Annotated in this window: 28 protein-coding genes; 12 read left to right on the forward strand and 16 right to left on the reverse strand. The window is 70.9% G+C overall.

Annotated elements, in window-relative coordinates; all coding sequences use genetic code 11:
* Window positions 1–38: 38 nt before the first annotated feature.
* Window positions 39–779: a hypothetical protein gene (locus H4696_RS28205; RefSeq protein ID WP_086858886.1), complete on the reverse strand. Its 741-nt coding sequence runs from the start codon at window positions 777–779 to the stop codon at window positions 39–41.
* Entirely contained in the window at window positions 779–1,273 is a 495-nt protein-coding gene (locus H4696_RS28210; RefSeq protein WP_086858885.1) for a SigE family RNA polymerase sigma factor, read from the reverse strand. The genes H4696_RS28205 and H4696_RS28210 overlap by 1 nt, the downstream gene beginning before the upstream one ends.
* A 180-nt stretch (window positions 1,274–1,453) precedes the next feature.
* Here H4696_RS28210 and H4696_RS28215 point away from each other — a divergent pair, with 180 nt between their 5' ends.
* From H4696_RS28215 to H4696_RS28225, 3 genes are read left to right on the forward strand one after another with little or no spacing between them, the layout of a single operon-like run.
* A complete protein-coding gene (locus H4696_RS28215; RefSeq protein ID WP_086858884.1) occupies window positions 1,454–2,281 on the forward strand; it encodes a CPBP family intramembrane glutamic endopeptidase in 828 nt (275 codons plus the stop codon).
* Window positions 2,278–3,411 (forward strand): sensor histidine kinase, encoded by a 1,134-nt coding sequence (locus tag H4696_RS28220; RefSeq protein WP_086858883.1) that lies wholly within the window; start codon window positions 2,278–2,280, stop codon window positions 3,409–3,411. The genes H4696_RS28215 and H4696_RS28220 overlap by 4 nt, the downstream gene beginning before the upstream one ends.
* The gene (locus H4696_RS28225) at window positions 3,408–4,064 is read left to right on the forward strand and encodes a response regulator (RefSeq protein WP_086858882.1); all 657 of its coding nucleotides are present in this window, start codon (window positions 3,408–3,410) and stop codon (window positions 4,062–4,064) included. Before H4696_RS28220 ends, H4696_RS28225 begins: the two co-directional genes overlap by 4 nt.
* A gap of 44 nt (window positions 4,065–4,108) precedes the next feature.
* Here H4696_RS28225 and H4696_RS28230 read toward each other — a convergent pair whose 3' ends face one another.
* The gene (locus H4696_RS28230; protein ID WP_086858881.1) at window positions 4,109–5,608 is read right to left on the reverse strand and encodes an MFS transporter; all 1,500 of its coding nucleotides are present in this window, start codon (window positions 5,606–5,608) and stop codon (window positions 4,109–4,111) included.
* A gap of 120 nt (window positions 5,609–5,728) precedes the next feature.
* On the opposite strand from H4696_RS28230, the gene H4696_RS28235 reads away from it, so the two are divergent.
* Window positions 5,729–6,394: a TetR/AcrR family transcriptional regulator gene (locus H4696_RS28235; RefSeq protein ID WP_086858880.1), complete on the forward strand. Its 666-nt coding sequence runs from the start codon at window positions 5,729–5,731 to the stop codon at window positions 6,392–6,394.
* Window positions 6,395–6,501: 107 nt separating this feature from the next.
* Here the strand turns inward: H4696_RS28235 and H4696_RS28240 are convergent, their stop codons facing one another.
* Window positions 6,502–6,696, reverse strand: coding sequence for a PspC domain-containing protein (locus tag H4696_RS28240; RefSeq protein ID WP_086858888.1), 195 nt, complete (start codon window positions 6,694–6,696; stop codon window positions 6,502–6,504).
* A gap of 274 nt (window positions 6,697–6,970) precedes the next feature.
* Between H4696_RS28240 and H4696_RS28245 the strand changes: the two genes are divergently transcribed.
* Window positions 6,971–7,843, forward strand: coding sequence for a hypothetical protein (locus tag H4696_RS28245; protein ID WP_420831515.1), 873 nt, complete (start codon window positions 6,971–6,973; stop codon window positions 7,841–7,843).
* 64 nt (window positions 7,844–7,907) lie between these two features.
* Here H4696_RS28245 and H4696_RS28250 read toward each other — a convergent pair whose 3' ends face one another.
* From H4696_RS28250 to H4696_RS28275, 6 genes are all read right to left on the reverse strand, one after another.
* Window positions 7,908–9,089, reverse strand: coding sequence for an ABC transporter ATP-binding protein (locus H4696_RS28250; RefSeq protein ID WP_086858879.1), 1,182 nt, complete (start codon window positions 9,087–9,089; stop codon window positions 7,908–7,910).
* Between the two features lie 4 nt (window positions 9,090–9,093).
* The gene (locus tag H4696_RS28255) at window positions 9,094–9,933 is read right to left on the reverse strand and encodes a carbohydrate ABC transporter permease (protein ID WP_086858878.1); all 840 of its coding nucleotides are present in this window, start codon (window positions 9,931–9,933) and stop codon (window positions 9,094–9,096) included.
* Window positions 9,933–10,892, reverse strand: a complete 960-nt coding sequence (locus H4696_RS28260; protein WP_086858877.1) for a carbohydrate ABC transporter permease — start codon at window positions 10,890–10,892, stop codon at window positions 9,933–9,935. Before H4696_RS28260 ends, H4696_RS28255 begins: the two co-directional genes overlap by 1 nt.
* Window positions 10,889–12,211 (reverse strand): ABC transporter substrate-binding protein, encoded by a 1,323-nt coding sequence (locus H4696_RS28265; protein ID WP_086858876.1) that lies wholly within the window; start codon window positions 12,209–12,211, stop codon window positions 10,889–10,891. Before H4696_RS28265 ends, H4696_RS28260 begins: the two co-directional genes overlap by 4 nt.
* A gap of 256 nt (window positions 12,212–12,467) precedes the next feature.
* Window positions 12,468–12,983: a YflT domain-containing protein gene (locus H4696_RS28270; RefSeq protein ID WP_163046823.1), complete on the reverse strand. Its 516-nt coding sequence runs from the start codon at window positions 12,981–12,983 to the stop codon at window positions 12,468–12,470.
* A 176-nt stretch (window positions 12,984–13,159) separates the two neighbouring features.
* Complete coding sequence (locus H4696_RS28275) at window positions 13,160–14,356, reverse strand: acyl-CoA dehydrogenase family protein (protein WP_086858874.1); 1,197 nt, start codon at window positions 14,354–14,356, stop codon at window positions 13,160–13,162.
* Between the two features lie 131 nt (window positions 14,357–14,487).
* Here H4696_RS28275 and H4696_RS28280 point away from each other — a divergent pair, with 131 nt between their 5' ends.
* Both H4696_RS28280 and H4696_RS28285 read left to right on the forward strand, forming a co-directional pair.
* A complete protein-coding gene (locus H4696_RS28280; RefSeq protein WP_086858873.1) occupies window positions 14,488–14,850 on the forward strand; it encodes a DUF4190 domain-containing protein in 363 nt (120 codons plus the stop codon).
* 34 nt (window positions 14,851–14,884) lie between these two features.
* A complete protein-coding gene (locus H4696_RS28285; protein ID WP_086858872.1) occupies window positions 14,885–15,523 on the forward strand; it encodes a DUF4190 domain-containing protein in 639 nt (212 codons plus the stop codon).
* Here H4696_RS28285 and H4696_RS28290 read toward each other — a convergent pair.
* Complete coding sequence (locus H4696_RS28290) at window positions 15,520–16,371, reverse strand: slipin family protein (protein WP_086858871.1); 852 nt, start codon at window positions 16,369–16,371, stop codon at window positions 15,520–15,522. The genes H4696_RS28285 and H4696_RS28290 overlap by 4 nt on opposite strands.
* Window positions 16,372–16,466: 95 nt before the next feature.
* Between H4696_RS28290 and H4696_RS28295 the strand changes: the two genes are divergently transcribed.
* From H4696_RS28295 to H4696_RS28310, 4 genes are read left to right on the forward strand one after another with little or no spacing between them, the layout of a single operon-like run.
* Entirely contained in the window at window positions 16,467–17,375 is a 909-nt protein-coding gene (locus H4696_RS28295; protein WP_192782579.1) for an aminoglycoside phosphotransferase family protein, read from the forward strand.
* A gap of 10 nt (window positions 17,376–17,385) precedes the next feature.
* The gene (locus H4696_RS28300) at window positions 17,386–18,663 is read left to right on the forward strand and encodes a magnesium transporter MgtE N-terminal domain-containing protein (RefSeq protein ID WP_192782580.1); all 1,278 of its coding nucleotides are present in this window, start codon (window positions 17,386–17,388) and stop codon (window positions 18,661–18,663) included.
* Window positions 18,656–19,165 carry a DUF1003 domain-containing protein gene (locus tag H4696_RS28305; RefSeq protein ID WP_192782581.1) on the forward strand — a complete coding sequence of 170 codons (510 nt, stop codon included), beginning with the start codon at window positions 18,656–18,658 and terminating at the stop codon, window positions 19,163–19,165. Before H4696_RS28300 ends, H4696_RS28305 begins: the two co-directional genes overlap by 8 nt.
* A gap of 10 nt (window positions 19,166–19,175) precedes the next feature.
* On the forward strand, window positions 19,176–20,321 hold the full coding sequence (locus H4696_RS28310; RefSeq protein ID WP_192782582.1) for a P-loop NTPase: 1,146 nt from the start codon (window positions 19,176–19,178) through the stop codon (window positions 20,319–20,321).
* A 105-nt stretch (window positions 20,322–20,426) separates the two neighbouring features.
* On the opposite strand, the gene tatB is transcribed toward H4696_RS28310, so the two are convergent.
* The 4 genes from tatB to sigE form a co-directional block, all read right to left on the reverse strand.
* Window positions 20,427–20,837 (reverse strand): Sec-independent protein translocase protein TatB, encoded by a 411-nt coding sequence (gene tatB / locus H4696_RS28315; protein ID WP_086865535.1) that lies wholly within the window; start codon window positions 20,835–20,837, stop codon window positions 20,427–20,429.
* Between the two features lie 78 nt (window positions 20,838–20,915).
* Window positions 20,916–22,433: a trypsin-like peptidase domain-containing protein gene (locus tag H4696_RS28320; RefSeq protein ID WP_169735241.1), complete on the reverse strand. Its 1,518-nt coding sequence runs from the start codon at window positions 22,431–22,433 to the stop codon at window positions 20,916–20,918.
* A 203-nt stretch (window positions 22,434–22,636) separates the two neighbouring features.
* Entirely contained in the window at window positions 22,637–23,287 is a 651-nt protein-coding gene (locus tag H4696_RS28325; protein ID WP_086865533.1) for an anti-sigma factor family protein, read from the reverse strand.
* Complete coding sequence (gene sigE / locus H4696_RS28330) at window positions 23,284–23,895, reverse strand: RNA polymerase sigma factor SigE (protein ID WP_086865532.1); 612 nt, start codon at window positions 23,893–23,895, stop codon at window positions 23,284–23,286. Before sigE ends, H4696_RS28325 begins: the two co-directional genes overlap by 4 nt.
* Window positions 23,896–24,085: 190 nt before the next feature.
* Between sigE and H4696_RS28335 the strand changes: the two genes are divergently transcribed.
* Entirely contained in the window at window positions 24,086–24,730 is a 645-nt protein-coding gene (locus H4696_RS28335) for an O-methyltransferase (protein WP_086865531.1), read from the forward strand.
* A gap of 1 nt (window position 24,731) precedes the next feature.
* Here H4696_RS28335 and H4696_RS28340 read toward each other — a convergent pair whose 3' ends face one another.
* Window positions 24,732–25,994 (reverse strand): MFS transporter, encoded by a 1,263-nt coding sequence (locus H4696_RS28340; RefSeq protein ID WP_249027295.1) that lies wholly within the window; start codon window positions 25,992–25,994, stop codon window positions 24,732–24,734.
* Window positions 25,995–25,998 lie beyond the last annotated feature (4 nt).

A 25,998-nucleotide genomic window follows, 5' to 3' on the forward strand; every position in this document is an offset into this window, starting at 1 on the left:
ACGCACCGAACGCCACATTGGGGCGCTTGGGGCCGGCCTCAGAAGTCCAGGCCGGGAGTCAGCGCCAGCTGCCGCACCTGGGCCTCCGTCAACGTCGGTTCCGGGCGCTGGCCCGGCAACCGCACCCCCGACTGCGCCAGCACCCCGCTGTTGTTCGACCAGAACTGCACGAGGAAGCCCGTCCCGGACCGCGTCACCCGGTGGGTCACGACGTCGCCCGAGCGCAGCGTCGACAGCATCAGGCCGCCGGCGGACGTCTGTTCCGAGCGGCACGAAACCTCTTCCGGCTCGCCGCACGGCGGGCCGCCCGCGTTGCCCGGCAGCATCAGGACGTAGACCGAACCGGAGCCCGACGCGTCCGTCACCCGGACCCCCATGTGGAACAACGCTTCCCGCGGCTCATCCCCGGCCGGGTCGGCGATCAGGCGGAACGGGTCCGCCGGCGGGGTCTCCCCCGGGATCGTCAGCCGCGTGATCCGCACGTCCGGAGCCAGCAGCGAGCGCACGGCGCGACCCACCACGCAGCTGAGCCGGTCGACCAGCGCCTCCCGCGTGCCGGACGCCGTGGGGCACGGAGCGTCCGCCACCTGACCCCGGTGCGGCAGGACCACCACCGCCAGCGTCAGCGCGAGGACCACCACGGCCAGTGCCGCCGCTCCCGTGAGGAGGTGACGGCGGCGCGACAGCCGCGCCGCCGAAAGGACCGCGTCTCCCGACAGGCCGATCGGGGGTTCGTCTTCGGTCACGTACGCCGCCAGCAGGGACCGGACGTCTTCCATCACCACTCCTCGCTCGTCGGCGCCGGCAGGGCCGCGCGCAGGGCTTCGACGCCGCGGGCCGTCTGGGACTTGACCGTGCCTTCCGCCACGCGCAGCAGCGCCGCCACTTCGGCCACCGGCAGGTCCTCCAGGAACCGCAGCACGACCATCGCGCGCTGCCTCGGCGTCAGCCCGGCCAGCGCCCGCTCGACGTCGAGGCGCAGCGGGGTGTCGCGGCCCGGTGGCGACGCCGCTTCGGGCGGCGACGACGTCACGTACTCGCGCCCGGATTTCTTCCGCCCGGCCAAGAAGAGGTTCAGCAGGACGCGGCGCGCGTAGGCGTCGGCGGTGTCCGGCCGCACCCGGCGCCAGCGGCGGTACAGCTGGACGAACATCGCCTGCACGAGGTCCTCCGCGCCGTGCCAGTCACCGCACAGGGCGAACGCCACCCGGCGGAACCGCTGGACCCGCGCGGCGAAGTATTCGCTGAAATCGAGGTCTCTCGACGCCCCCACCCGGCCTCCTTCGCCCGTTCCTCAGTCTTAACTAGTGCGCGAAGGGCCGGAAAGGTTCAAGCGTCCCCCGTGCGAGCTACGCGCGGGTGTCCACCGCGCGGGGACGATTCCGGGCCGCCGGATCCCTAGCGTTCTTCGCAGTCGCGGCACATCGGCCGCGGAATCGGCGAAGGAGTTCTGATGAGGCTGCTCTGGCAGTTGCTGGCCGTCGCGGCGATCGCGTTCCTCGGTGGCCAAGCCGTCAACGTGGTGGCCGGGAACCCGTGGCTCACCCTCGTCCTCGGTGCGCTGACCGCCGTCCTCGCGGTCGTGGTGTACCGGTGGGTGGTACGGCGGACCGAGCAGCGCCCGGTCACGGAACTGGCCAGGCCGGCGACCGGGCTGGGCTGGGGAGCGCTGGTCGGGGTCGCGCTGTTCTCGTTCGTCATCGCGAACATCGCGCTCCTCGGGGACTACGAGGTCCGCGGCTGGGGCACGGTGACCGGCGCGGTGGGGCTGCTCGGCTTCATGGCCGCCGCCGCGGTGACGGAGGAACTGCTCTTCCGCGGCGTGCTGTTCCGGATCATCGAGGAGCGCACCGGCACCTGGATCGCCCTGGTGCTGACCGCGGTGCTGTTCGGGCTTTCGCACCTGTTCAACGAGCACGCGACGCTGTGGGGCGCCCTCGCCATCGCGATCGAGGCCGGCGGCCTGCTGACCGCCGCGTACGTCGCCACGCGCAAGCTCTGGGTGCCGATCGGCGTGCACTTCGGCTGGAACTTCGCCGCGGCCGGCCTGTTCGGCACGGAGGTTTCGGGCAACGGCACCCCGCAGGGCCTGCTGGACGCCGTGACGTCGGGCCCGGTCGCCGTCACCGGCGGCGCGTTCGGCCCGGAAGGCAGCCTGTACTCGCTGCTGTTCTGCCTCCTGGGGACGGGCGTGTTCCTGTGGCTGGCCCGCCGTCGCGGCACCCTGGTGCCCCGCGGGGGCGCCGAGCGGGTCGACGCCGTCACTACACTTTCCCGGTGATCGAGCGGTTCCTGAAGCGGTGGCGCCGCTGGGACGTCACCGCGCGGGACTTCCCGCTCGGGCTGCTCTTCCTGGCGGCCGCGTTCCTGCCGGCGGTCCAGAGCCACGGGACGCAGCTCGGCGGCCTCCCGCAACGCCCCTTCGACGCGCTGGCCTTCGTGGCCGTCGGGTTCGAATGCCTCCCGCTGGCCCTCCGGCGGCGGTGGCCCGCCCTGTGCCTCACGCTGGTGTCGCTCGGGTTCGCCGTCGACCAGCTCCGCGGCTACCACTCGGTCTCGGGCGCGGCACTGGCCGTCGCGCTGATGAGCGCGGGCACCCACCTGGAGTCGCGGCGGCGGGTCACAGCGGTGCTGTTCTCCGTCGCGTACGTCCCGCTGGCGGTCGTCCTCTTCCGGCTCGGCACGGAGCCGGTCGAAGAGTTCGTCACGTTCTACCTGCTGCTGGTGTTCGCCTGGGGCATCGGGGCGTGGCTGCGCGCCACCCGCACCGCCGAGACCGAACGCCGCCGCCGCGTCGCCGAGGACACCCGCGCCGCCGAACGCGCCCGCATCGCCCGCGAACTCCACGACGTCGTCACCCACCACGTGACGGCGATGGTCGTGCAGGCCGAAGCGGCCCGGTACCTGACCGCCGCTCCCGAGCGCCTCGGCGAGTCGCTGACCGCGATCACCGGCACCGGCCGCCGGGCCATCGCCGACCTGCGGCACCTGCTGGACCTGCTCAACCCGGACCACGGTCCCGAAATCACGCCGCCGGCGGGCGGGCTCCGCGCGCTCGTGGACCACGCGATCGAGGCCGGGCAGCCGGTGGAGTTCGCCGAGGAGGGCACGCCGTCCGACGCCGCCGGCAGCGCCGACCTCGTGGCCTACCGGGTCGTGCAGGAAGCTTTGACGAACGCGCTCAAGCACGCCCGCGGCAGCCGCACCTCGGTGCGGGTGCGCCACGGCGAACAGGAGATCGAAGTGGCGGTCGGCACGGAAGGCCCGGGCAGCGAGTCGCCCGGCGGGAGCGGGCGCGGCCTGGCCGGGCTCCGCGAACGGGTCGGCGTCCTGGGCGGCGACTTCAGCGCGGGACGGCACGGCGCCGCGTTCGTCGTGCGCGCCCGGATCCCCACCGGGACCCGGGCGTGACCGCGCCGATCCGGGTCCTGGTCTGCGACGACCAGATGCTGATCCGCACCGGGCTGGTGACGATCATCGGCGCGCAGCCGGACTTCGAGGTCGCGGGCGAGTGCGGGGACGGGAAGGCCGCGGTCGAGCTCGCCGGCCGGCTGCGCCCGGACGTCGTGGTGATGGACGTGCGGATGCCGGTGCTCGACGGCATCGAAGCCACCCGCCTGCTGGCCGGGCCCGGCGTCGCGCACCCGGTCAAGGTGCTCGTGCTGACGACGTTCAACCTCGACGAGTACGTCTACGAGGCCCTGCGCGCGGGGGCGAGCGGGTTCCTGCTCAAGGACGCGCCGCCGGAGCACCTGCTGCACGGCATCCGGACCGTGGCCACCGGCGCGGCGCTGCTCGACCCGGAGGTGACGCGCCGGCTCGTGGGACGGCACGCTGCCCGGATCCGGCCCGCCGGCACCCTGCCCGAGCACCCGCTGACGCCTCGGGAACTGGAGGTGCTCCGCCTGATCGCGGACGGCCTCTCGAACGCCGAAATCGCCGGGAAACTCTTCATCAGCCCGGAAACCGTGAAGACCTTCGTCTCCCGCATCCTCACCAAGCTCGACCTGCGCGACCGCGTGCAGGCGGTCGTCTACGCCTACCGCCACGGCCTGGTCACCTGACGCGCCGCCGGCGCGGGCCCCCCGAAGGCCCGCGCCGGCGGGTCTCACATGTGGACGGCGCCGGGAGCGGCTTCGCCCTTCGGGACGCCCGGGCGCAGCAGCAGGCCGCTGAGCACCGCGCCGACCGCGAAGATCACGGCCGCCCAGGTGAACGCCGTCGTGTAGCTCTCGATCGAGGCCTCGGCCGCCAGCTGCGGGGTCGGGACCTTGCCCGCGAGGTACGCCGTGGCCGCGTTGCCGGCCAGCGTCGACAGCAGCGCCGTGCCGATCGAACCGCCGACCTGCTGCATCGTGTTGACCGCGGCCGACGCGACCCCCGCGTCGTGCGCTTCGACCCCGAAGGTCGCGACGCTCATCGCCGGCGCCATCGCCAGGCCGATGCCGAAGCCCATCACCAGCAGCGGGCCGAGCACGCCGGAGGCGTAGGTGCTCTCGAGGCCGATGCCGCTCAGCCAGAACAGGCCGACGGCGGCGATCGCCAGGCCGGTCGGGACGAGCGGCCGCGGGCCGAACCGCGGCAACAGCACGGCCGTCGCCGTTGTCGCGGACAGCATCAGGGTGGCGACCATCGGCAGGAAGCCGACGCCGCTCTCGATCGGCGTGAACTGCAGGTTCTGCTGCACGTAGAACGTCAGGAACAGGAAGATCGCGAACATGCCGATGGCGAGCAGGAACATCGCCAGGTACGAGCCGCCGCGGTTGCGGTCGAGCAGCACGCGCAGCGGGAGCAGCGGGTGCGAGACGCGCTGCTGCAGCCACACGAACGCGCCCAGCAGCACCACACCGGCGGTGAGGAAGCCCCACACCGAGACCGACGACCACGAGTCGGATTCCGCGTTCGCGAAGCCGTAGACCAGGGCGAACAGGCCGGCGGACGCGGTGATCGTGCCGGGCAGGTCGAGCTTCGGGCGCGGGCCGTCGGACTCCTGGCGGCGGAGCAGGAACGAGCCGCCGACGAAGGCCACGACGGCGAAGATGATGTTGACGAACATGCACCAGCGCCAGTCGAGGTACTCGGTCAGCACGCCGCCGAGCAGCAGGCCGATCGCCGCGCCGCCACCGCCGATGGCACCGAAGACGCCGAACGCGCGGCCGCGCTCCTTCGGGTCGGTGAACGTCGTGGTCAGCAGCGAAAGCGCGGCCGGCGCGAGCAGCGCGCCGAACACACCCTGCGCGGCGCGCGCGATCAGCAGCATCTCGATGTTGGCGGCCGCGCCCCCGAGCGCGGACACCGCGGCGAAGCCGGCGAGGCCGACCAGGAACGCGTTCTTGCGGCCGAAGAGGTCCGCGAGCCGCCCGCCGAGCAGCAGCAGGCTGCCGAACGCGAGCGCGTACGCGGTGACGACCCATTGGCGCGCGTCGTTGGAGAACCCCAGGTCGACCTGGGCCGACGGCAGCGCGATGTTCACGACGGTCGCGTCCAGCACGACCATCAGCTGCGCGATGCCGATCATCACCAGGATCAGCCATCTACGGCTGTGGTGGGGGTTCTCGGCGGCGCGCGCGTCCCCCGGCGGCGCGACGGCGAGAGTGGATTCGGACATGGGTGTCCCCTCACTGGGAGTGATCAGGAAGCTATGTGGAGTAGGTATCTCCCCTTACGCGACCCAAGGTACACACAAACCGGAGAGGGTGCCTCTACTTGACGAGCTAGACTGGCCGGTATGGCACGGGACGCTGGTCCCGCCGCACCGGCGCGGCCGCTGCGGCGTGACGCTGAACTCAACCGCCGTCGCATCCTGGCGTCGGCCCGCGTGGTGTTCGGCCAGCGCGGGCTCGAGGCCACGCTGGACGACATCGCGCACCACGCCGGCCTCGGCGTCGGCACGGTCTACCGCCGGTTCCCCAGCAAGGAACACCTGGTCGAGGCCATGTTCGCCGAGCGCATGGAGGAAATCGGCGACCTCGCCGAGAAAGCGCTGAAGGCCGAAGACGCGTGGCAGGCGTTCGTGGACTTCACCTGGAAGTCGATCGAGCTTCACTCGGGCGACCGCGGGCTGCGCGAGATCATGCTGTCCAACAAGTTCGGCCACGAGCACGTCGCCGAGGAAAAAGCCCGCCTGGTGCCGTTGATCACACAGCTCGTCGAACGGGCCCAGCGGGCGGGCGGCCTGCGCCCCGACTTCTCCCCGACGGACACCCCGCTGGTGCACATGATGATCGGCTCGGTGATCGAGTTCACGTCCGCGGTGGAACCGGACCTGTGGCGCCGCTGCCTCGCGATGCTGCTCGACGGGCTGCGCGCGGAGCCCGGCAAGCCGTCGAAGCTGCCCCGCCCGCCGCTCGGGGTGGACGAGGTCGACGAGGCCATGACCTGCTGGCGCCCCTGACGCGGGGGTCGCCTGGCCGGCTTCGCCGACGTCTTGAATGACTCATTCAGGTCTTCGGAGGTCCTGAATGAGTCATTCAGGACACCGCAGGCCCCCGCTGCGGCGCCTCACTCGGACGGGATGACCGCCCACAGGATCAGGTACGCCACGAACTGCGGCCCGGGCAGCAGGCAGGAAAGCACGGCCAGCAGCCGGACCGTGCCGGGCTTCATGCCCCACCGCTGCGCGAGGCCCGCGCAGACGCCGCCGAGCATGCGGCCGTGGCGGGGGCGGGACAGGCGGCGGGTGACCGGTGCGCTCATCGTCGTTTCCTTTTCCTCGAAGTTCCGATGAACCCACTTCACCACCGTTCCGCCCGCCACCGCATCGCTCGCAGGAAGGATCGCTCCCTTAGGGGACGGCAAAGCCGAAAATCATTCGTAAGTCCGGCAAAACTTGTTCGCCCGGCGGCAAATCCGCCTGAACTGCGGGTTCGCGACCGCCGGTGCCGAAAATACTGAGAGATGTCCCCGTCAGGGCTGGTTTTTCCGGCGGATGTGGTGATACTTGCACCCCGTGTACCCGCGTTGGAAAAGCTTGGCCGTCGCGATGTTCTGCGCCCTGCTCGCCGCGGCGTGCTCGACGACGCAGGCGGCGCCCGACCACTCCGGCCCGTCGCCGCTGACGGCGTCCGCCGCGCTCGGCGACTTCGGCACGGTCGACTACTGCAGCCTCCTGGACGTGGCCCGGGTGGCGCCCGGCGCGGTCGCCGTGCCGACGTTCGAGAGCTGCCAGGCCGCGCGCGGCGCGCAGACGATCCGGCTCGGGCCGCTGGCGTTCGACTCCGACCCGAACATCAAGCCCTACGACTACCCCGGCCCGGTGCCCGACGGCGTGGCGATCCAGCAGTCGATGTTCAACGACCGCAGCGCGTGCACCCGCGCGATCACCTTCGCCGACGGCAACCGGATCGACCTGTCGGTCACCGACACCGGGAGCGACCAGGCGGGCCGCTGCGGTGTCGCGGACGCCACCGTCGGTTCGGCGCTGACCGCCATTACCGCGGGCAAGGTCGGCAGGCTGACGTTCCCGGACCGCTCGTGGGGCCGGGTGGCGCCGTGTGTGCTGCTCGACAACCACGACCTCGACGCCGCCGCCGGCCCGGGCAGCCGGCCGACGACCGGCCTGTCCGGGCACAGCTGCATCCGCGGCAAGGTCAGCCTCGCGCTGACGGTCGAGACGACGGAACCCGCCGCCCCACCGGAAAACCTGGGCGGCCGCCCGGCCCGGGTCCGGACCGCGGGCGCGTTCTGCCTGGTCGACACCACCCAGCCGGCGCCGGGCCTGCCGGGCCGCCGCGAGCTGGCCGAGATCAGCGTGGTGGAGACGGCGGGCACGGCGAACGACGCCACCTGCGCACTGGCCCGCACCGCCGCGGCGTCGATCCTCCCGCGGCTCCCGACGCCCTGAAACGCCGTGAATGCCACATTGAGGGACTTTAGGTCTCTCAATGTGGCATTCACGGACTTGCGGGTCAGTCCTCGTACGTCAGGTTCTTGCCGTTCGAGGGGTCGAACAGCTTGATCTTGTCCGCGTCGTACCAGACCTCGACGTCCGCGTTCTCCCTCGCGCCCGACTCGGCCGACAGGCGGGCCACGATCTGGGACTCGGCGCCCGGGACGTCGGACGAACCGCTGTCGGCCGCCAGCTCGGCCAGCTCCTCGGCGGTGGCGACCTCGCCCTCCAGCGTGAAGTGGGCGAACTTCTCCGACCCCATCGACTCGAGCACGTCGATGTGCGCGGTGAAGGTGGCGCCACCGGCCTTCTGGCCGGCCTCCACCAGCGACGCGTCCTCGAAGTGCTCCGGCCGGATGCCGACGATCAGCTCGCGCGGGGCGTCGGCGCGCTCCACCAGCCGGCGGACGCGGTCGGTCAGCGGGGTCGTGCCCAGCGCGCTGTGCAGCTCGTTGTTCTCCAGCGTCGCCGGGACGAAGTTCATCGACGGGGAGCCGATGAACCCGGCCACGAACAGGTTCGCCGGGTTGTCGTAGAGGAACTGCGGCGAGCCGATCTGCTGCACGTACCCGGCCCGCAGCACGACGACCCGGTCGCCGAGGGTCATGGCCTCGGTCTGGTCGTGCGTCACGTACAGCGTCGTGGTGCCGAGCTGCTTCTGGATCTTCGACACCGACGTCCGCATCTGGCCGCGCAGCTTGGCGTCCAGGTTGGACAGCGGCTCGTCCATCAGGAACGCCTTGGGGTTGCGGACGATCGCCCGGCCCATCGCGACGCGCTGGCGCTGGCCACCGGAGAGGTTGGCCGGCTTGCGGTCCAGGTGCGCGGTCAGGTCGAGGATCGTCGCCGCCTCTTCGACCTTCGCCCGCACCGTCTTGTCGTCCACTTTGGCCAGCCGCAGCGGGAAGGCCATGTTCTCCCGCACGCTCATGTGCGGGTAGAGCGCGTAGGACTGGAACACCATCGCGATGTCCCGGTCCTTCGGGGCCTTCTCGTTGACGCGCTTGCCGTCGATGCGCAGCTCACCCGAGGAGATGTCCTCCAGGCCGGCGACCATGTTCAGCGTCGTCGACTTCCCGCAGCCGGACGGGCCGACCAGGATGATGAACTCGCCGTCGGCGATGGTGATGTCCACTTCGGACACGGCGAGGGCGCCGTCGGGGTACTTCTTCGACACCTTGTCGAGCACGATCTCTGCCATAGCGCTACCCCTTCACCGCACCGGAGGTCAGCCCCGCCACGATGCGACGCTGGAAGAACAACACGAACACAATGATCGGGATGGTGATCACGACGGCCGCCGCGCTCACCTGCCCGGTCGGGTCCTCGAACTGCGAGGACCCGGTGAAGAACGACAGCGCCGCCGGCACCGTGCGCGACGCCGTGGTCGACGTCAGCGAGATGGCGAACAGGAAGTCGTTCCAGCAGAAGATGAACACCAGGATCGCCGTGGTGAACACGCCCGGCGCGGCCAGCGGCGCGATCACCTTCCGGAAGGCCTGGGCCGGCGTGGCGCCGTCCATCTTCGCCGCTTTTTCCAGCTCCCACGGGATTTCCCGGAAGAACGCCGAGAGCGTGTAGATCGACAGCGGCAGCGCGAACGTGATGTAGGGCAGGATCAGCCCCGGCCACGTGTCGAACAGCGCCAGGTTCCGCTCGATGTTGAACAGCGGCGTCACCAGCGACACCTGCGGGAACATCGCGATCAGCAGCGAAAGCCCGACCAGCAGCTGCTTGCCGGGGAACTCCAGCCGCGCGATCGCGTACGCGGCCATCGTGCCCAGCACCACCGCGATCACCGTCGAGATGATCGCGATGCCGATGGAGTTGACCAGCGCCAGCAGGAACTCCGACGTCTGGAAGATGTCCGCGTAGTTCTGCCAGGTCCACGACCGCGGGATGAAGTTCCCGTCGGTCAGCGTGTCCTTGGTCTTGAACGACAGCGAAACCACCCAGAGCACCGGCACCAGCGCGAACACCAGCACGAGGATGTCGACCAGGCCCCACCTGACTTTGCGGCCCGTCGTGACGGTTCCCATCACCATCAGCGCTTACCCCCGTCGTCCGAACCCGGTGCGGCCGTGCCGAACACCTTGATGAAGATGAAGGCGATGATCGCCACGGTGATGAAGATCAGCACCGCCATCGTCGACCCGATCCCGAGGTTGAGCCCCTTGACCAGGTTGTTGTAGGTCTGCATGGAGACCGACCCGGTGTCCTGCGCGCCCGAGGTGAGCACGTAGATGTTGTCGAAGATGCGGAACGCGTCCAGCGTGCGGAACAGCAGCGCCACCAGGATCGCCGGCTTCATCACCGGCAGCATCACCTTGGTGAACCGCTGCCACGCGCTCGCGCCGTCCATCGCGGCGGCCTTGAGCAGGTCGTCCGGCACCAGGGCCAGGCCCGCCATCAGCAGCAGCGCCATGAACGGCGTGGTCTTCCACACCTCGGCGCCGATGATGATGAACAGCGACGGCCACTGCTGGGTGAGCGGTGCCGCGTCGGCGGCCAGCCAGTTCGCCAGGTAGCCGGTCTTCGGCGTCCACGCGTAGTACCACGAGAACGCCGCGACGACCGTGACGATGCCGTACGGGATCAGCGCGACCGTGCGCACCAGCCCGCGCCCCACGAGCGTCCGGTGCATCACCAGCGCCAGCGCCATGCCGAGGACGAACTCGATCGCCACCGACACCACGGTGAGGAACATCGTGGTGCCGAACGCGGTCCACCAGTACGAATTGGACAGCACGGCCCCGTAGTTGTCGAAGCCGACGAACTCCTGCTGCGCCGGGAACCTGAGGTCGTAGCGCTGCAGCGAAAGCCAGATCGAGTAGAGGATCGGGTAGCCGGTGACCGCGATCATCACGATGAACGCGGGCGCGCACAGCCAGAGCCCGAGCCGCCGCTCGGCCTTCTTCCCTTCGGACAGCGCGGGCTTGCCCTTCTTGTGGGACACGGGTTCGGCGGCCGTGGCCCCCGCCGTGGTCGGGTCCTGGACGGTCACGGGATCACTCCCTTCGACTGGAGCGCGTCGTTGAGCTGATCGCGCAGCTTGTCCGCGGTGGCCTTCGGATCGATGGCGGACGGCGGGGAGAGCACCTTGGACATCACCGTCGACATGTTCTGGTAGGCCGGGGTCAGCGGCCGCACCGCGGAGTCCTTGATGGCCTTGATGATCGCGTCCCGCATCGGGTACTTGAGCGCCATGTTCGGGTTGTCGGCGCTCGCCGGCTTCGACGCGTCGAGCGGCGTGTCGTCGTGGTACACCGATTCGATGGTCGGCGGGACGCCGTCGTTGATCGCCGAGAACTTCTGGTTCTCCGCGTTGCGCAGGCACAGCGCCGCTTCGAACGCCTCGGGCTTGTGCGCCGACAGCGAGCTGACGGCGAGGTCGTACCCGCCGATCGTGGTCTTGGCCGGCGTGCCCGCCTTCGCCTCGGGGTAGACGGCCCACTTCATGTGCGAGACGTCCTTCGGCTTCTCCTTGGCGTAGGAGGCGTAGACGAACGGCCAGTTGAGCTCGAAGGCGGCGTCACCGCGCTGGAACGCCTGCCGGACGTCGTCCTCCTTGGAGTTGGTCAGCGACGGGTCCGTGATGCCCGAGGACGTGACCTCCTTGAGCAGGGAGAGCGCTTGCACGGCGCCGTCGTCCAGGACGACGGACTTGCCGTCCTCGGAGAGGATGTGGCCGCCCATCGAGTTGACCAGCGTGTTGTAGAAGACGACGAGGCCTTCGTACTGCGCGCCGGTGAAGACGATGCTGTACGGCTTGCCCTGCGCCTTCAGCTCCTTCGACTTCGCGATCATCTCCTGCCACGTCTTCGGTGGCGACGGCGTGATCCGGTCGTCGTACCAGAGCAGCTGGACGTTGGTGTTCTTCGTGGCCGCGTAGAGCTTCCCGTTGTAGGTGGCCGTCTCCAGCGGCCCTTCCAGGACGCCCTGCGTCGCCTCGGCCTTGTCCTGGCCCTTCCACTCCTCGACCCAGCCGGCTTCGGCGAACTCCGAAACCCAGGTCACGTCCAAGCCGAGGACGTCCATCGCGTCGTCACCCGCGGCGAGCCGCCGGGCCATCTGCAGGCGCTGGTCGTCCGCGCCGCGTTGCAGTTTGTTGTAGACGATTTCGTAGCGGCCGCCCGCCGCCTGGTTGCAGTTGTCGACGACTTTCTGGAAGCTGTCCTCGGGCGCGTAGTAGACGTTGATCTTCAGTCCACCGCCCGATCCGCAACCGGCCAGCAGACCGGTCACCAATGCCCCTGCCCCCAGCAGGACCGCGGCACGGCCGGGCGAGCGTCCCCGTTCGCCCGCGCCGATCCTCTTCCCCATAAGGCCTCCTCACCCGCGTGCACGCCGGTTACCGCGGTACCCGGTGGGCACCGCGACGCGATGAGGCGAACCGCGCCAGCACCCCGACGTGCTAGTGCTCGGGCCGCCGCGCTGGTTGGGCGAGGCCGCCCGACTGGTGTCGGACAACTTATGCCGGGCGATCACACCCCGCAAGCAGTATCGGTAACGATTCAGCCCACCGCGCGCCGAATCGTGATTTTTCGCTGGTAGAGGCGGAGTTCTAGGGGGTTCGCGCTTAGGGGTTCGGCTTGAGCGCGAGCTTGGCGAGCAATTCGCGCCCCTGTTCGGCGGAACGCGGCTGGCACAGCACGTCGTACCGGCCGGCGACGAGCTGGCTCGCCGAGGAGAAGTCCCGCCGTCCCCGCGACATGCTGTACCCGATGGCGGCGAACATCAGCCCGGACAGCACGCCGAGCACCAGCCCGGTGAGCAGCTGCAGCGCGAAGCCCTGGTTGACGAACAGCCCGAGCAGCAGCCCGGCGAACAGGCCGAACCAGGCGCCGGACACGGCGCCGGTGCCGAGCACGCGCCCCCAGGACAGCTTCCCGATGACGCGTTCGACCAGCATCAGGTCGACGCCGACGATGGTGACGTCGGAGACGGAGAACTCGCTGTCGGCGAGGAAGTCGACGGCCTGCTGCGCCTCGCCGTAGGTCGCGTACGACCCGATCGGCCAGCCGGTCGGCGGAGTCGGCAGCCGTGGCAGGTTGCCGGGCGCCCGGTTCCCGCCGAAGGGACTACTCACCATCATCACCTGCGCACTCGTGGTCTCGGGCGTCCATCTTGTCAAGAACGCCCGGGCCGTGCGAGCCGCTTACCCCGAAAGGCCGGACGCTTCCCCATGTCGACAAGTCGCTTCGCACTTTCGGTAGGAAAGATGCGCGGGAAGCCCCCTCCCGCGCATCTTTCCCTATGAAAGTGGCGGCCTCAGGACCGGGACTTGTATTCGCGCAGCAGACCCCGGCTGATGATCGTCTTCTGGATCTCGCTCGTGCCCTCGCCGATCAGCAGGAACGGTGCCTCGCGCATCAGGCGCTCGATCTCGTACTCCTTCGAGTACCCGTAGCCGCCGTGGATGCGGAACGCGTCCTGCGTGACCTCCGCGCAGTACTCCGAAGCGATCAGCTTCGCCATGCCGGCCTCGACGTCGTTGCGCTCGCCCGAATCCTTCAGGCGCGCCGCGTTCACCATCATCAGGTGGGCCGCTTCGACCTTCGTCGCCATCTCGGCCAGCTTGAACGCCACGGCCTGGTGCTCGGCGATCGCCTTGCCGAACGTCTTGCGCTGCTGGGCGTACTCCACCGCCAGCTCGAACGCGCGGATCGCGATGCCGCACGCCCGCGCCGCGACGTTCACGCGGCCGACCTCGACACCGTCCATCATGTACGCGAAGCCCTTGCCGGGCGCCTCGCCGAGGACCATGTCCGCGCCGATCTCGTAGCCGTCGAAGACCGCTTCGGTCGTGTCGACGCCCTTGTAGCCCATCTTGTCGATCTTGCCCGGGATGGTCAGGCCGGGCGCCACCTCGCCGAAGCCCTCCGGCTTCTCGACCAGGAACGTCGTCAGGTTCTGGTGGGCCTTCTCGGCCCCTTCGTCGGTCTTGACCAGCAGCGCGATCAGGTTCGACGAGCCGCCGTTGGTCAGCCACATCTTCGAGCCGTCGATGACGTAGCCGTCGCCGGTCTTCTTCGCCTTGGTCTTGATCGCGGCGACGTCCGAGCCGAGGTCCGGCTCCGACATCGAGAACGAGCCGCGGACCTCGCCGGTGGCCATCCGCGGGAGGAAGTGCTGCTTCTGCGCTTCGGTGCCGTGGCGGGAGATCATGTGCGCCACGATGAAGTGGGTGTTGATCACGCCGGACACGCTCATCCAGCCCCGCGCGATCTCCTCGACGACCAGCGCGTACGTCAGCAGCGACTCGCCGAGCCCGCCGTACTCCTCCGGGATCGTGATCCCGAACAGGCCCATCTCCTTCATGCCCTCGACGATGTCCGCCGGGTACGTGTCGGAGTGCTCGAGCTCCTGGGCGTGCGGGATGACCTCCTTGTCCACGAACTGGCGGACGGTCGCGAGGATCTCCGACTGCACGTCGGTGAGGCCGGCGGTCTGGGCGAGACGGGCCATCACGGCTCCCTTTCCGGAATACGACGCCGCTCCCGGCGCTGGGTTACCGGTGAGTATGACCCGAAAAGCCGGACCCTGCTATGAGGGCGCTCACGATTCCCGCCGTAGAGTGCGGCCCGGAGGGGAGCACCATGACTTATCCGCAGGACCCGAACAACCCGTACGGCCAGCAGTACGGCTACCAGCAGCAGCCCGGTTACCCGCAGTACCCCGGCTACCCGGGCTACCCCGGCGGGATGCAGCAGCCCCAAGAGGGTTCGGGCCTCGCGGTCGGGTCGCTGGTCTGCTCGATCCTCGGGCTCGTCCTGTGCTTCGTCGTCGGCATCGCGGGCATCATCATGGGCCACATCGCCTACGGCAAGGCCAAGCGCGGCATCGCCGACGGCCAGGGCATCGCGCTGGCGGGGATCATCATCGGCTACTGCGCGGTCGCGCTGAACATCGGGCTGTTCGCCCTCTTCATCGGCATCGGCGCGTTCAGCGGCTGGCGCTAGCCTTGGCTTCCCGCACGCACCGAGGGGACCCTTCATGACCGACCCGTCCGGGGACAAGGACACCGACCGTCCGGCCGCCGATCCGACCGTGGCCTACGACCCGCCGCCCCCCGCGGAACCGCCGTCCTACGCGCCGGCGGAGTACGACCCGCCCGCGGGCGACGCCACGATCGCCGACACCACGGTCGCGGACACGGCGGACACCAGCGTCGCGGACACCGCGGCCGCCGCCGCACCGGAGCAACCCGCTCCGTTGCCGCCGGGCTCGTTCGAGACGCCGGCCGCGTACATCCCCGGCACGCCCTACGCCGCGCCCGGCCAGCCCCAGCCGGTGTACGCACCGCCCGGCTACCCGCAGCAGCCGTACCCGCAGTATCCGTCGTACGTGACGCCGCCGCAGTACCCGCAGCCGTACGGGACCTCGGCCCGCGGGCAGGACAACGCGCTGGCGATCGGCGCGCTGGTCTGCTCGATCCTCGGCTTCTGTTCCTTCGTCACGGCGATCGCCGGGCTGGTCATGGGCCACATCGCGCTGAGCAAGACGAACCGCGGCGAAGCGGGCGGCCGCGGCTTGGCCACGGCCGCCGTGATCGTCGGCTACGTCGTCATCGCGCTCTGGGTCGGGTTCTTGACCACCTTCATCATCCTGGGCGCGAACGGGCAGCTGACCTAGTCCGGCAGCACCGCGTCGCCCGGGCTGCGCGGCGCCGGGGTCGCGTGGCCGTTCACCTCCGGCTTCGCCTCGGCCGGCGGTTCCGGCGGCGCGGGCTTCGGCGTCTGGGCGTCGAGGAACCGCAGCAGCTCCACCGGGAACGGCAGCACCAGCGTCGAGTTCTTCTCCGCCGACACCTGCACGACGGTTTCCAGCAACCGCAGCTGCAACGCCGAAGGGGTATCTGCCATCGTCGCCGCGGCCTGCGCGAGCTTGTGCGACGCCTGCAGCTCGCCGTCGGCGGAGATGACGCGCGCTCGCCGTTCCCGCTCCGCCTCGGCCTGCCGCGACATCGAGCGCTTCATCGCCTCCGGCAGCGCGACGTCCTTGATCTCGACGCGGTCGATGTGGATGCCCCAGTCCAGCGCGGGGCTGTCGATCATCAGCTCCAGGCCCTCGTTGAGCCGCTCGCGGTTGGAGAGCAGGTCGTCGAGGTCGCTCTTGCCGATGATCGAGCGCAGCGACGTCTGCGCGACCTGGCCGACCGCCGACCGGTAGTCCTGCACGTTGACCGCCGCGACGACCGGGTCGATGACCTTGAAGTAGACGACCGCGTCGACCCGGACGGTGACGTTGTCGCGGGTGATGCCGTCCTGGGCCGGGATCGGCATGGTGATGATCTGCATGTTGACCTTCTGGATCCGGTCCGCGAACGGCACCAGCAACGCCAGTCCCGGTTCCCGCACCTTCGCCCGCACCCGGCCGAACCGGAAGACGAGCCCGCGTTCGTACTGCTTCACGACGCGCACACTGGCCGCGAGCCAGGCTCCGCCCGCGACGACGACGGCGCTGAGGATCTCCACCACCATGGCTGCTCCCGGGGTTGCGTTTTCCCCTGAAAACCCAGCGTACGCCCGCCACGACGCCGGGGAAACGCGCTGGACGGGACTGCCAGGCTGGGGAGGTGACCGAGCTTCGCGTGCCCCCGCTGTTCGCCGCCCGCGCGCCCCGGGTCCTCGGCCCCGACGCCGTCCCGTGGCTGGCGGACCTGCCCCGGCTCGCCGCCCGGTACGCGCGCGAGTGGGGCCTGACGTTCGAGGGCGAGGCGATGCACGGCTACGTCGGCCTGGCGCAGCCCGCGCGGCTGCCCGACGGCACGCCGGTGGTGCTGAAGCTCGGCTGGCGCGACGAAGAGTCGGCCGACGAGCCGCTCGCACTGTCCACATGGGCCGGTCGGGGCGCGGTGCTGCTGCTGGACTCCGCGCCGGAGGACGGCGTCCTGCTGCTCGAACGGCTCGACGCCGGCCGGACCCTCGACGACCTCCCGCTGCGCGAAGCGATACCCCTGATCGGCGAGCTGGCCCGGCGGCTCGCCGTCCCCGCGCCGTCGTCGATGCGGCGGCGGCTGAGCGACGAAGCCGCCCGCCTCGCCGAGGAGCTCCCCCGCCGGTGGGCCGAGCTCGGCGAGCCGATCGAGAAACGGCTGGTCGACGACGCCGTCGCGATCTGCCGCGAACTCGGGCCGGACGCGGGTGAGCTGCTCGTGAACGAGGACCTGCACTTCGAGAACGTCCTCGCGGGCACGCGCGAGCCGTGGCTGGTCATCGACCCCAAGCCGCTGGCGGGCGACCTCGAGTGGGGCGTGATCCCGTTGTTCTGGAACCGCTTCACCGAGTCCACACTGGACGAACGGTTCGCGCTGATCGTCGCTTCGCACGAGCTGGACGCTTCGAAGGCGCGCGCCTGGACGCTCGTGCGAGCCGTGCAGAACTGGATCTGGATGGTCGAGGAGCTCACCGAGACCGGTGAGGACAGCGACGACCCGGCCTTCGTCACAGTGGCGGAAATCGCCCCCTGGGCGGCCAGCCGATAGTGTCAGCCCCATGGCCGCGGTCAACAGGGTTTTCGCAGCTCAGCTGTCCGGTCTGCCGGTATTCGGGCCGGACGGCGAGTCGATCGGCCGGGTCCGCGACCTGGTGGCGGGGCTGCGGCTGGACGCGCAGCCGCCGCGGATCCTCGGCCTGGTCGTCGAGCTGAGCACGCGGCGGCGCGTCTTCGTGCCGATGCTGCGGGTCACCGCGATCGAGCCGACCGCCGTGACGCTCGCCACCGGCTCGGTCAACATGCGCCAGTTCGTCCAGCGGCCCAACGAGGTCCTGGTGCTCGGCCAGCTGCTCGACGCGCACGCCGCCCTGACCGCGTCCGGCACCCGGATCACCGTCGTCGACGCCGGGATGGAGCCGACCCGCACCCGTGACTGGGTGCTGGCCAAGCTGGCCATCCGGGAACGGCGGGTGGGACTGGGCCGCCGCCGCTCCGCGATGCAGGTGCTGCCGTGGTCGGAGGTCGCCGGGCTGGGCCTCGCCGACCTCGGGGCGCAGCCCCAGGGCGCCGGCCAGCTGCTCATGCTGTTCGACACCATGCGCCCGGCCGACATCGCCGCGACCGTGCGCGACCTGCCGCTCAAGCGGCGCCACGAGGTCGCCGACGCGATGGACGACGAGCGCCTCGCCGACGTCATCGAGGAACTGCCGGACGACGACCAGAAGGAGCTGCTGGCCTACCTGGCCGAGGAGCGCGCGGCCGACGTCCTGGAGGCGATGAACCCCGACGACGCGGCCGACCTGCTGGCCGAGCTCGCCCCGGCCGACCAGAGCCGGCTGCTGGAACTGATGGAGCCGGAGGAGTCCGCGCCGGTCAAGCGGCTGCTGGAGTACTCGTCCGACACCGCGGGCGGCTTGATGACGCCGGAGCCGGTGGTGCTGACCCCGGACACGACGATCGCCGAAGCGCTGGCCCACATCCGCAACGCCGACCTGCCACCGGCGCTGGCCAGCATGGTGTTCGTCTGCCGCCCGCCGACCGCGACGCCGACCGGGCGGTACGTCGGCGTCGTCCACTTCCAGCGGCTCCTGCGCGAGCCGCCGGCGGAGCTCGTGGCCAGCGCCGTGGACACCGGGCTGCCGCCGCTGAAACCGGGCGCGTCGCTGGCCGAGGTCACGCGGTACTTCGCGGCCTACAACCTGACCTGCGGGCCGGTCATCGACGCCGAGGACCACCTGATCGGCGCGGTGACCGTCGACGACGTCCTCGACCACCTGCTGCCGGAAGACTGGCGCGAGACCGGCCTGCACGACACGTTGGAGGAAGACCGTGCCTGAGCTGACTCCGGGACGGCGGCTCGACCAGCCCCGCGGCCAGAACCGGTTCAGGCTGAACATCGACCCGGACACCTTCGGCCGGCTGTCCGAACGGCTGGCGCGGTTCCTCGGCACCGGCAAGTACCTGTTCTGGCAGACGCTGATCGTGATCGTCTGGGTCGTGCTGAACATCACGGCGGTGTCGCTCCAGTGGGACCCGTACCCGTTCATCCTGCTCAACCTGGCGTTTTCGACGCAGGCGGCGTACGCGGCACCGCTGATCCTGCTCGCGCAGAACCGCCAGGACGACCGCGACCGCGTCTCCCTCGAGGAGGACCGGAACCGGGCGACCCAGACGAAAGCCGACACGGAGTACCTGGCCAGGGAGCTGGCGGCGCTGCGCCTCGCGATCGGCGAGGTGGCGACACGGGACTACCTGCGCAGCGAGCTGGACCGGCTGCGGGAGGACCTCGACGTCCAGCCCAGGAAGGCCAAGCCGAGCCGCACTCCTACCAGCTCGTAACATGGGTGGGGTGACCAGTACTCAGCAGCTCCCCAGCGTCGACGACGTCCGCAGCGCGCTGAAGAGCGTGCAAGACCCGGAGATCCGGAAACCCATCACGGACCTGGGGATGGTCAAGGACGTGGTCGTCGGCGACGACGGCGTCGTGACGGTCGGGATCTACCTGACGGTCGCGGGCTGCCCGCTGAAGGCGACGCTGACCAACGACACGAAGGAAGCCGTCTCGAAGCTCCCCGGCGTCGTCGACGTGCGCGTCGAGCTGGACGTCATGAGCGACGAGCAGCGCTCCGAGCTGCGGAAGTCGCTGCGCGGGGACGCGGCCGAGCCGGTGATCCCGTTCGCGCAGCCGGGCTCGATGACCCGCGTGTACTGCGTGGCCTCGGGCAAGGGCGGCGTCGGCAAGTCGTCGGTCACGGTGAACCTGGCCGCGGCGATGGCCGCGCGCGGGCTGTCGGTCGGCGTCGTGGACGCGGACATCTACGGCCACTCGATCCCCCGCATGCTGGGCGCGCGCGAGAAGCCGACCAAGGTCGACACGATGATCATGCCGCCGCAGTCCCACGGCGTGAAGGTGATCTCGATCGGCATGTTCACCCCGGGCAACACGCCAGTGGTGTGGCGCGGGCCGATGCTGCACCGCGCGCTGCAGCAGTTCCTGGCCGACGTATTCTGGGGCGACCTGGACATCCTGCTGCTGGACCTGCCGCCGGGCACCGGCGACATCGCGATCTCGGTGGCCCAGCTGATCCCGAACGCGGAGATCCTGGTGGTCACCACCCCCCAGCAGGCGGCGGCCGAGGTGGCCGAGCGCGCGGGCGCGATCGCGCTGCAGACGCGCCAGCGCGTGGCGGGCGTCATCGAGAACATGTCGTGGCTGGAGCAGGCCGACGGCTCCCGGCTCGAGATCTTCGGTGCCGGCGGCGGCCAGAGGGTGGCCGATTCGCTGACGAAGTCGATCGGCTCCGAGGTCCCGCTGCTCGGCCAGGTCCCGATGGACCCGCGCGTGGTCGCCCAGGGCGATGCGGGCACGCCGATCGTGCTGTCGGAGCCGGAAGCGCCCGCGTCGGTGGTGCTGAGCGACGTCGCGAAGAAGCTCTCGGTCCGGGCCCGCGGCCTGGCCGGGATGATGCTGAACGTGACCCCGGCGGGCCGCTGACCCCCAGCGCCCCAATGTGGCGTTGGTTGCGTCCAACGCACCCAATGTGGCGTTCGGTGCGTCTGACGCACCGAACGCCACATTGGGGCGCTTGAGAAGTGCGGGCTACGTGGCGTCCGGGTCGATCGGCGGGCGCTCCCCCGGCTTGAGCGGTTCCGGCGCCGCCTGGGGCTGGCTGACCGTCGTGCCGTTGGTCCCGTTCGTGCCGTTGCCGCCGTTCGTGATGCCCTTGAGGCCCAGCGGGTCCGCGTCTCCGTCGAACAGGTGCTGCGTCACCACGCGCTTGGGGTCGAAGTTGCGCAGGCCGCGCAAGTCCTCGAGGGGCTTGCGGAGCTGGTCGAACTCCGGGCCCATCTCCTCGCGCAGCTGCTCACGGGCACCGGTCGCGAAGTCGCGGACCTTCTTCACGCTCTTCGCCAGCCAGGAAGCCGCCTCGGGGAGGCGTTCCGGGCCGAGGATGAAGAGACCGGCGATGATGAGGACGAGGATTTCGCCCCACCCGACGCTGTCGAACACCAGTCAACCTCCGCAGCTGAACCTACCCGGCCAGGGTACCCGCAGCCCGCCGTGCTCCGGCAGGCCGAACACGGGAACTCAGTCGGAAGCCAGGGTTACGTCCACGACGAAGCTCGCGCCGTCGCGGGCCAGTGAAACCGGGACCACTTCGCCGACGTCGTGCGCGCGGACCGCGACCGTCAGTTCCGCGGAGTCGCGCACCAGCCGGTTGCCGATCTTCGTGATCACGTCGCCCTCCTTGATGCCCGCGTTCGCGGCCGGGCCGCCGGGGGCGACGTTCTTCACCTGGGCGCCCATGGTGGACGAGCCGGCGACCGTCGACGACGCGTTGATGCCGATGTCCGCGTGCCGGACCTTGCCGTCCTTGATCAGCGACTTCGCGATCTTGATGGCGTAGTCGCTCGGGATGGCGAAGCCGATGCCGATGCTGCCGCCGTCCGCGCTGGACGAGCGGATCGACGAGTTGATGCCGACCAGCGCGCCGGTGGCGTCGACGAGCGCGCCGCCCGAGTTGCCGTGGTTGATCGCGGCGTCGGTCTGGATGGCCTCGTAGGTGACCGGCGGGGCACCGCTGTCGCCGCCCGCGGTGATCGGCCGGTTCAGCGCGCTGACGATGCCCGCGGTGACGGAGTTCTGCAGCGCCAGCGGCGAGCCGATCGCCATCACGGTGTCGCCGACCTGCAGGTCTGCGGACTTGCCGATCTGCAGCACGGTCGGGTTGGTGACGTTCACCTTCACGACGGCGAGGTCGGTCTTCTGGTCGGCGCCGACGAGCTTGGCCTCGGTGCGGGTGCCGTCGACGAAGATCGCGGTGACCTTGACGCCCGGGTCCGCGGCGGCGGAGGAGATGACGTGCTCGTTGGTGAGGATGTAGCCCTGCGGGTCGATCATCACGCCGGAGCCCTGCTCACCGGACTCGGCGCCGGGCTTGAAGACTTCGAGCGAGACGACGGCGGGCGCGACGCGCTTGGCGATCTCGGCGACCGACCCGGCCGGGCGTTCCTTGGCGGCCTCGGCTTCGGAGATCGTGGCGGACCCGGTGAGCTCGGTGCCGGTGTCGCCGACCCACCAGCCGACGAAGCCGCCGACCGCGCCGATGAGCAGCGCGACGACTCCCAGCAGCGCGAGCGCCTTCGGCTGCACCCGGCGCCCGAACAGCACCTCGGGCAGGCTGAGCAACGCTCCCGGCGGCCGCTTGGCGGGCTTTTCCTCGTCCTCGGCGGGCATCGCGGGCCCGGCCAGCACGGCCCCGGCCCCCGGATCACGCCACGGATCACTGGTGCTGTTCCACAGCGGCGGGTCGGCTTCCTTCGGATCGCCGGTGGCCTCGCGCGGCCGTTCGAGCAGCACGCCCTCGGCCCCGGGCGGCCGCCGGAAAGCCTCGGCGAGCGACTCGGGCGCGGGCGGCGCGAGGTTGACGCCGTTGGCCTGCTTCGGGGTGTAGAGCTTGTCGAACGCCCCGTCGACGCCCTGCGGCCGCCCGAACACGGCGGCCTGGGCGGGATCGACAGCGGGCCGCGCGAGCGGCCGCGGACCCAGCCGGTCGGCATCACGCGCGCCGGGCTGCTCGGGATTCACGTTCGGCTCGGTCATCATTCCCCGGTGCAGAAGATCAGGTGGCTGGGCGTGACGATACCCAAGCCCAGTGCTCCGAGTCTGCCGGTCCGCCGGTGAAGTGGCTGTTTCTTGGGCCGCGCGGCGAGGGCTGTCGGGCACCTGCCGAGGCCGATCCGCCGTGCCCCGAACACGACGAAGGCCGCCACGAGGGATTCCTCGCAACGGCCTCGGTCAAGCTGGGTTCAGCGGATCCCGGCGGGTACCGCGGCGGCGGGCGAAGTGGTCGCCGGCATCGACCTCGGCGCCTGCGGTGGCACCGCCAGCTGGGCCGGGAGCAGGTTCGCCGGCTGGGGCACGCTGCCGCCCTGGTCGGGGCCGCCGTCGCCGTCCGCGGACGTGCCGACCAGCGCCAGCGCGCTCAGCACCAGCCCGGACACCACGACCCCGGCACCCTGGGCGGCGCGGCGCTTGAAACGACCGCCGCCGAGGACGTTCGGTGACTGGCCCAGCGGGGCCGACGACCCCAGCGGTGCCACTCCGCCCAGCACGCCGGCGTCGCGCAGGCCCGCGACCCGGTCGGGGCGCTGGACCGCGACGAGCTGGCCGTCGGCGGTGATCGCCAGGTTGTCCGGGGTGCCCGGCAGCTCCGTGTGCTGCGGGATCGACTGCAGGCTCGCCAGGAACCCCGCAGACATCGAAGGGGCACCGGCGTGCCGGATCGTGTCGACCGTCTGCCGCTGGGCGCGGACCTCGGCCGCGCACGCCTGGCAGCGCGTGATGTGCGACGCCGCGCGGTCGCGGGCGCCGTGCGAAAGCTCGCCGTCGACGAACGCCACGACGACGTCCGGCAGCAGGTGCGACTCGGGGAGTCCCCAGCCTCGCGGTGCGGTCATACCGACACCTTCGCAGACTGCGGTGCGTGAGCGCGCCGTCGCTCGAGCGACGCGCGCAGCGCCTGGCGACCGCGGTGGATCCGGCTGCGGACGGTGCCCAGCTTGACACCCAGCGTCGCGCCGATCTCCTCGTACGACAGGCCTTCGACGTCGCACAGCACCACGGCGGCGCGGAACTCCGGGGGCAGCTCGTCGAGCGCCGCCTGCAGGTCAGGGTCCAGGTGGGTGTCCGAGTAGACCTGCTCGGGGCTTGGGTCATCGCCCACGATGCGGTCGGTGTCCTCGGGCAGGCCTTCCATCCGCACGCGCGAGCGGCGGCGGGCCATGTCCAGGAAGAGGTTGGTGGTGATCCGGTGCAGCCAGCCCTCGAACGTGCCGGGCTTGTACGACGCCAGCGAGCGGAAGACCCGGATGAAGGTCTCCTGCGTCAGGTCCTCGGCGTCGTGGGTGTTGCCGGTCAGGCGGTAGGCGAGCCGGTAGACCCGGTCGCCGTGTTCGCGCACGACCTCGTCCCAGGACGGTGGCGTCCAAGCCGCCTCGTCCAGGGTCACCGGCTGAGCCCCGGCGTCGGCAACGGCGTTCTGCATAGCGGGAGCAGGCACCTCCATCTGCGTCTCTCCTGTCTGCTCCACCCAACGCGGGCTCTGGCCACGGTGTTCCCGTGTGTCTGGATTTCAGTCTGTCGGGGTTCCTTATGGTTCTAGTGAGACTGGACTGAGAGCAGGCTGAGAAGTTCTTCCCGGGTGCTTACCAGGGAGCCTGCGAGGATTTATCGACAACCAACGCTAACCTCCGTGCGTGAACACGCCCACCCCTGCGGCCGCACCGGCCGATTCCGGGTTCGTCGACGGGTACCTGCCCGACGACGAGGTGCTGTCTTCGGCGCGGGCGCGGGCCGAAGACCTGGGCTGCGTCCCGCTGAGCGCGGGCGCGGGCGCCACGCTGCGCTTCCTGGCCGCGACGCTGCGGGCGAAGGCGGTCGTCGAGGTCGGCACGGGCGCCGGCGTCAGCGGGCTGAGCCTGCTCCGCGGCATGGCCCCCGACGGCATCCTGACCTCGATCGACGTCGAGCCGGAGTACCAGCGGGCCGCGCGCGCGACGTTCCGCGAGGCCGGCTACGCGCCGGGCCGGACGCGGCTGATCATCGGCCGCGCCCTGGACGTGCTGCAGCGGCTCACGCCGGGCGGCTACGACCTGGTCTTCGTCGATTCCGCGCACATCGAGTACCCCGGCTGCTACGAGCTGGGCGTGTCGCTGCTGCGGCGGGGCGGGATCATCGCGTTCCACAACGTGCTGGCCGGCGGGCGGGTGATCGACCCGTCCCACCGCGACCCGGAGACACTGGCGCTGCGCGAGGTGGCGCGAGCGTTCCGCGAGGACGACCGGCTGGTCCCGGCGCTGCTGCCGGTGGGCGGCGGCCTGCTGGTCGCGGCGGCGATCTGACTCAGTTGCCCACAGGCTCGTGGGGCTGTGGACAACCCACCTTTCCCGGCCGGGTTCGCCGGGGGGTGCCGATAGACTGGGACGGGGACGCCCCCCGGGGCCGGGTGGGGGCTGCCCGGGTCCCGGCGCCGACCGCCGCCACCGCGAGCAGCAGCCAGACCACGACCACCGCGATCAGCCACGGCCAGCCTTCGTGGCCGTAGACCCACGCGCCCGCCGCGCCGCCGACGCTGCTGCCCAGGTAGTACGTCGCCGTGTACATGCCGCCGACCTGGCCGCGCGCGTTCTCGGGGGCGTCGGCCGCCGCCCAGCCGTTCGCGACCGCGTGCGCGGCGAAGAACGCGCAGGTCAGCACCAGGAACCCGGCGATGACCAGCGGCAGTGAGTCGGGCAGCGTCAGCGCCGCGCCGGCCGCCGTCAGCAGCAGGGCGCCGACCAGCGCGCGGCGACGGCCGACCCGGGCGACCAGGCGACCGGCGGCGGCCGACGACACCGAGCCGGTCGCGTACGCCAGGAACACCAGCGACGCGATCGCCGGGGACAGGTCGAGCGGGTCGCCGGTCAGGCGGAAGCCGGCGGCGTTGTAGAGCGCGACGAACGAGCCCATCGCGAGCAGCGCGACCGCATACTGCGCGAGCAGCACCGGCTTGCGCAACGCCGTGACCAGCCCCTGGGCGACCGCGCGGAGCTGGGCGTTCCCGCGCGGGCGCGTGCCCGGCGGCAGCGTCACGACGGTGATCGCCGAGCACACCGCGCCCACCCCCGCGACGACGTACAGCGCGCCGCGCCAGCCGAGCGGGCCGGCGGTGAACCCGCTGGCCAGCCTGCCGAGCATGCCGCCGATCGTGTTGCCGGCGATCATCGCGCCGACGGCGGCGGCGACACCCGCGCGGCCGAGCCGTTCGGCCAGGTAGGCGGCCGCGACGCCGGGGAAGCCGGCGATCGCGATCCCCTGCAAGGCCCGCAGGACGAGCAGCGCCGGGTACGTCGGCATCAGCGGCAGCAGCAGGCCGAACACGACCGACGCGATGACCGACGTCAGGATCACCGGCCGCCGTCCGACCACTTCGGACAGCGCCGCGATCGGCAGGACGGCGATGGCGAGCGCGCCGGTCGCGACGCTGACGGCGAGCGCCGCGCCGCCGGGGTCGAGGTGGTACTGCGCGGCGAGCTGCGGCAGCACCGGCTGCGGCGCGTAGAGCAGGGCGAAGGAGGAGATCCCGGCCGCGGCGACGGCGGTCTTGACTCGGCGCGTGGAGGTCACGAAC

The sequence above is a fragment of the Amycolatopsis lexingtonensis genome (assembly GCF_014873755.1).
Taxonomy (GTDB): Bacteria; Actinomycetota; Actinomycetes; order Mycobacteriales; family Pseudonocardiaceae; genus Amycolatopsis; species Amycolatopsis lexingtonensis.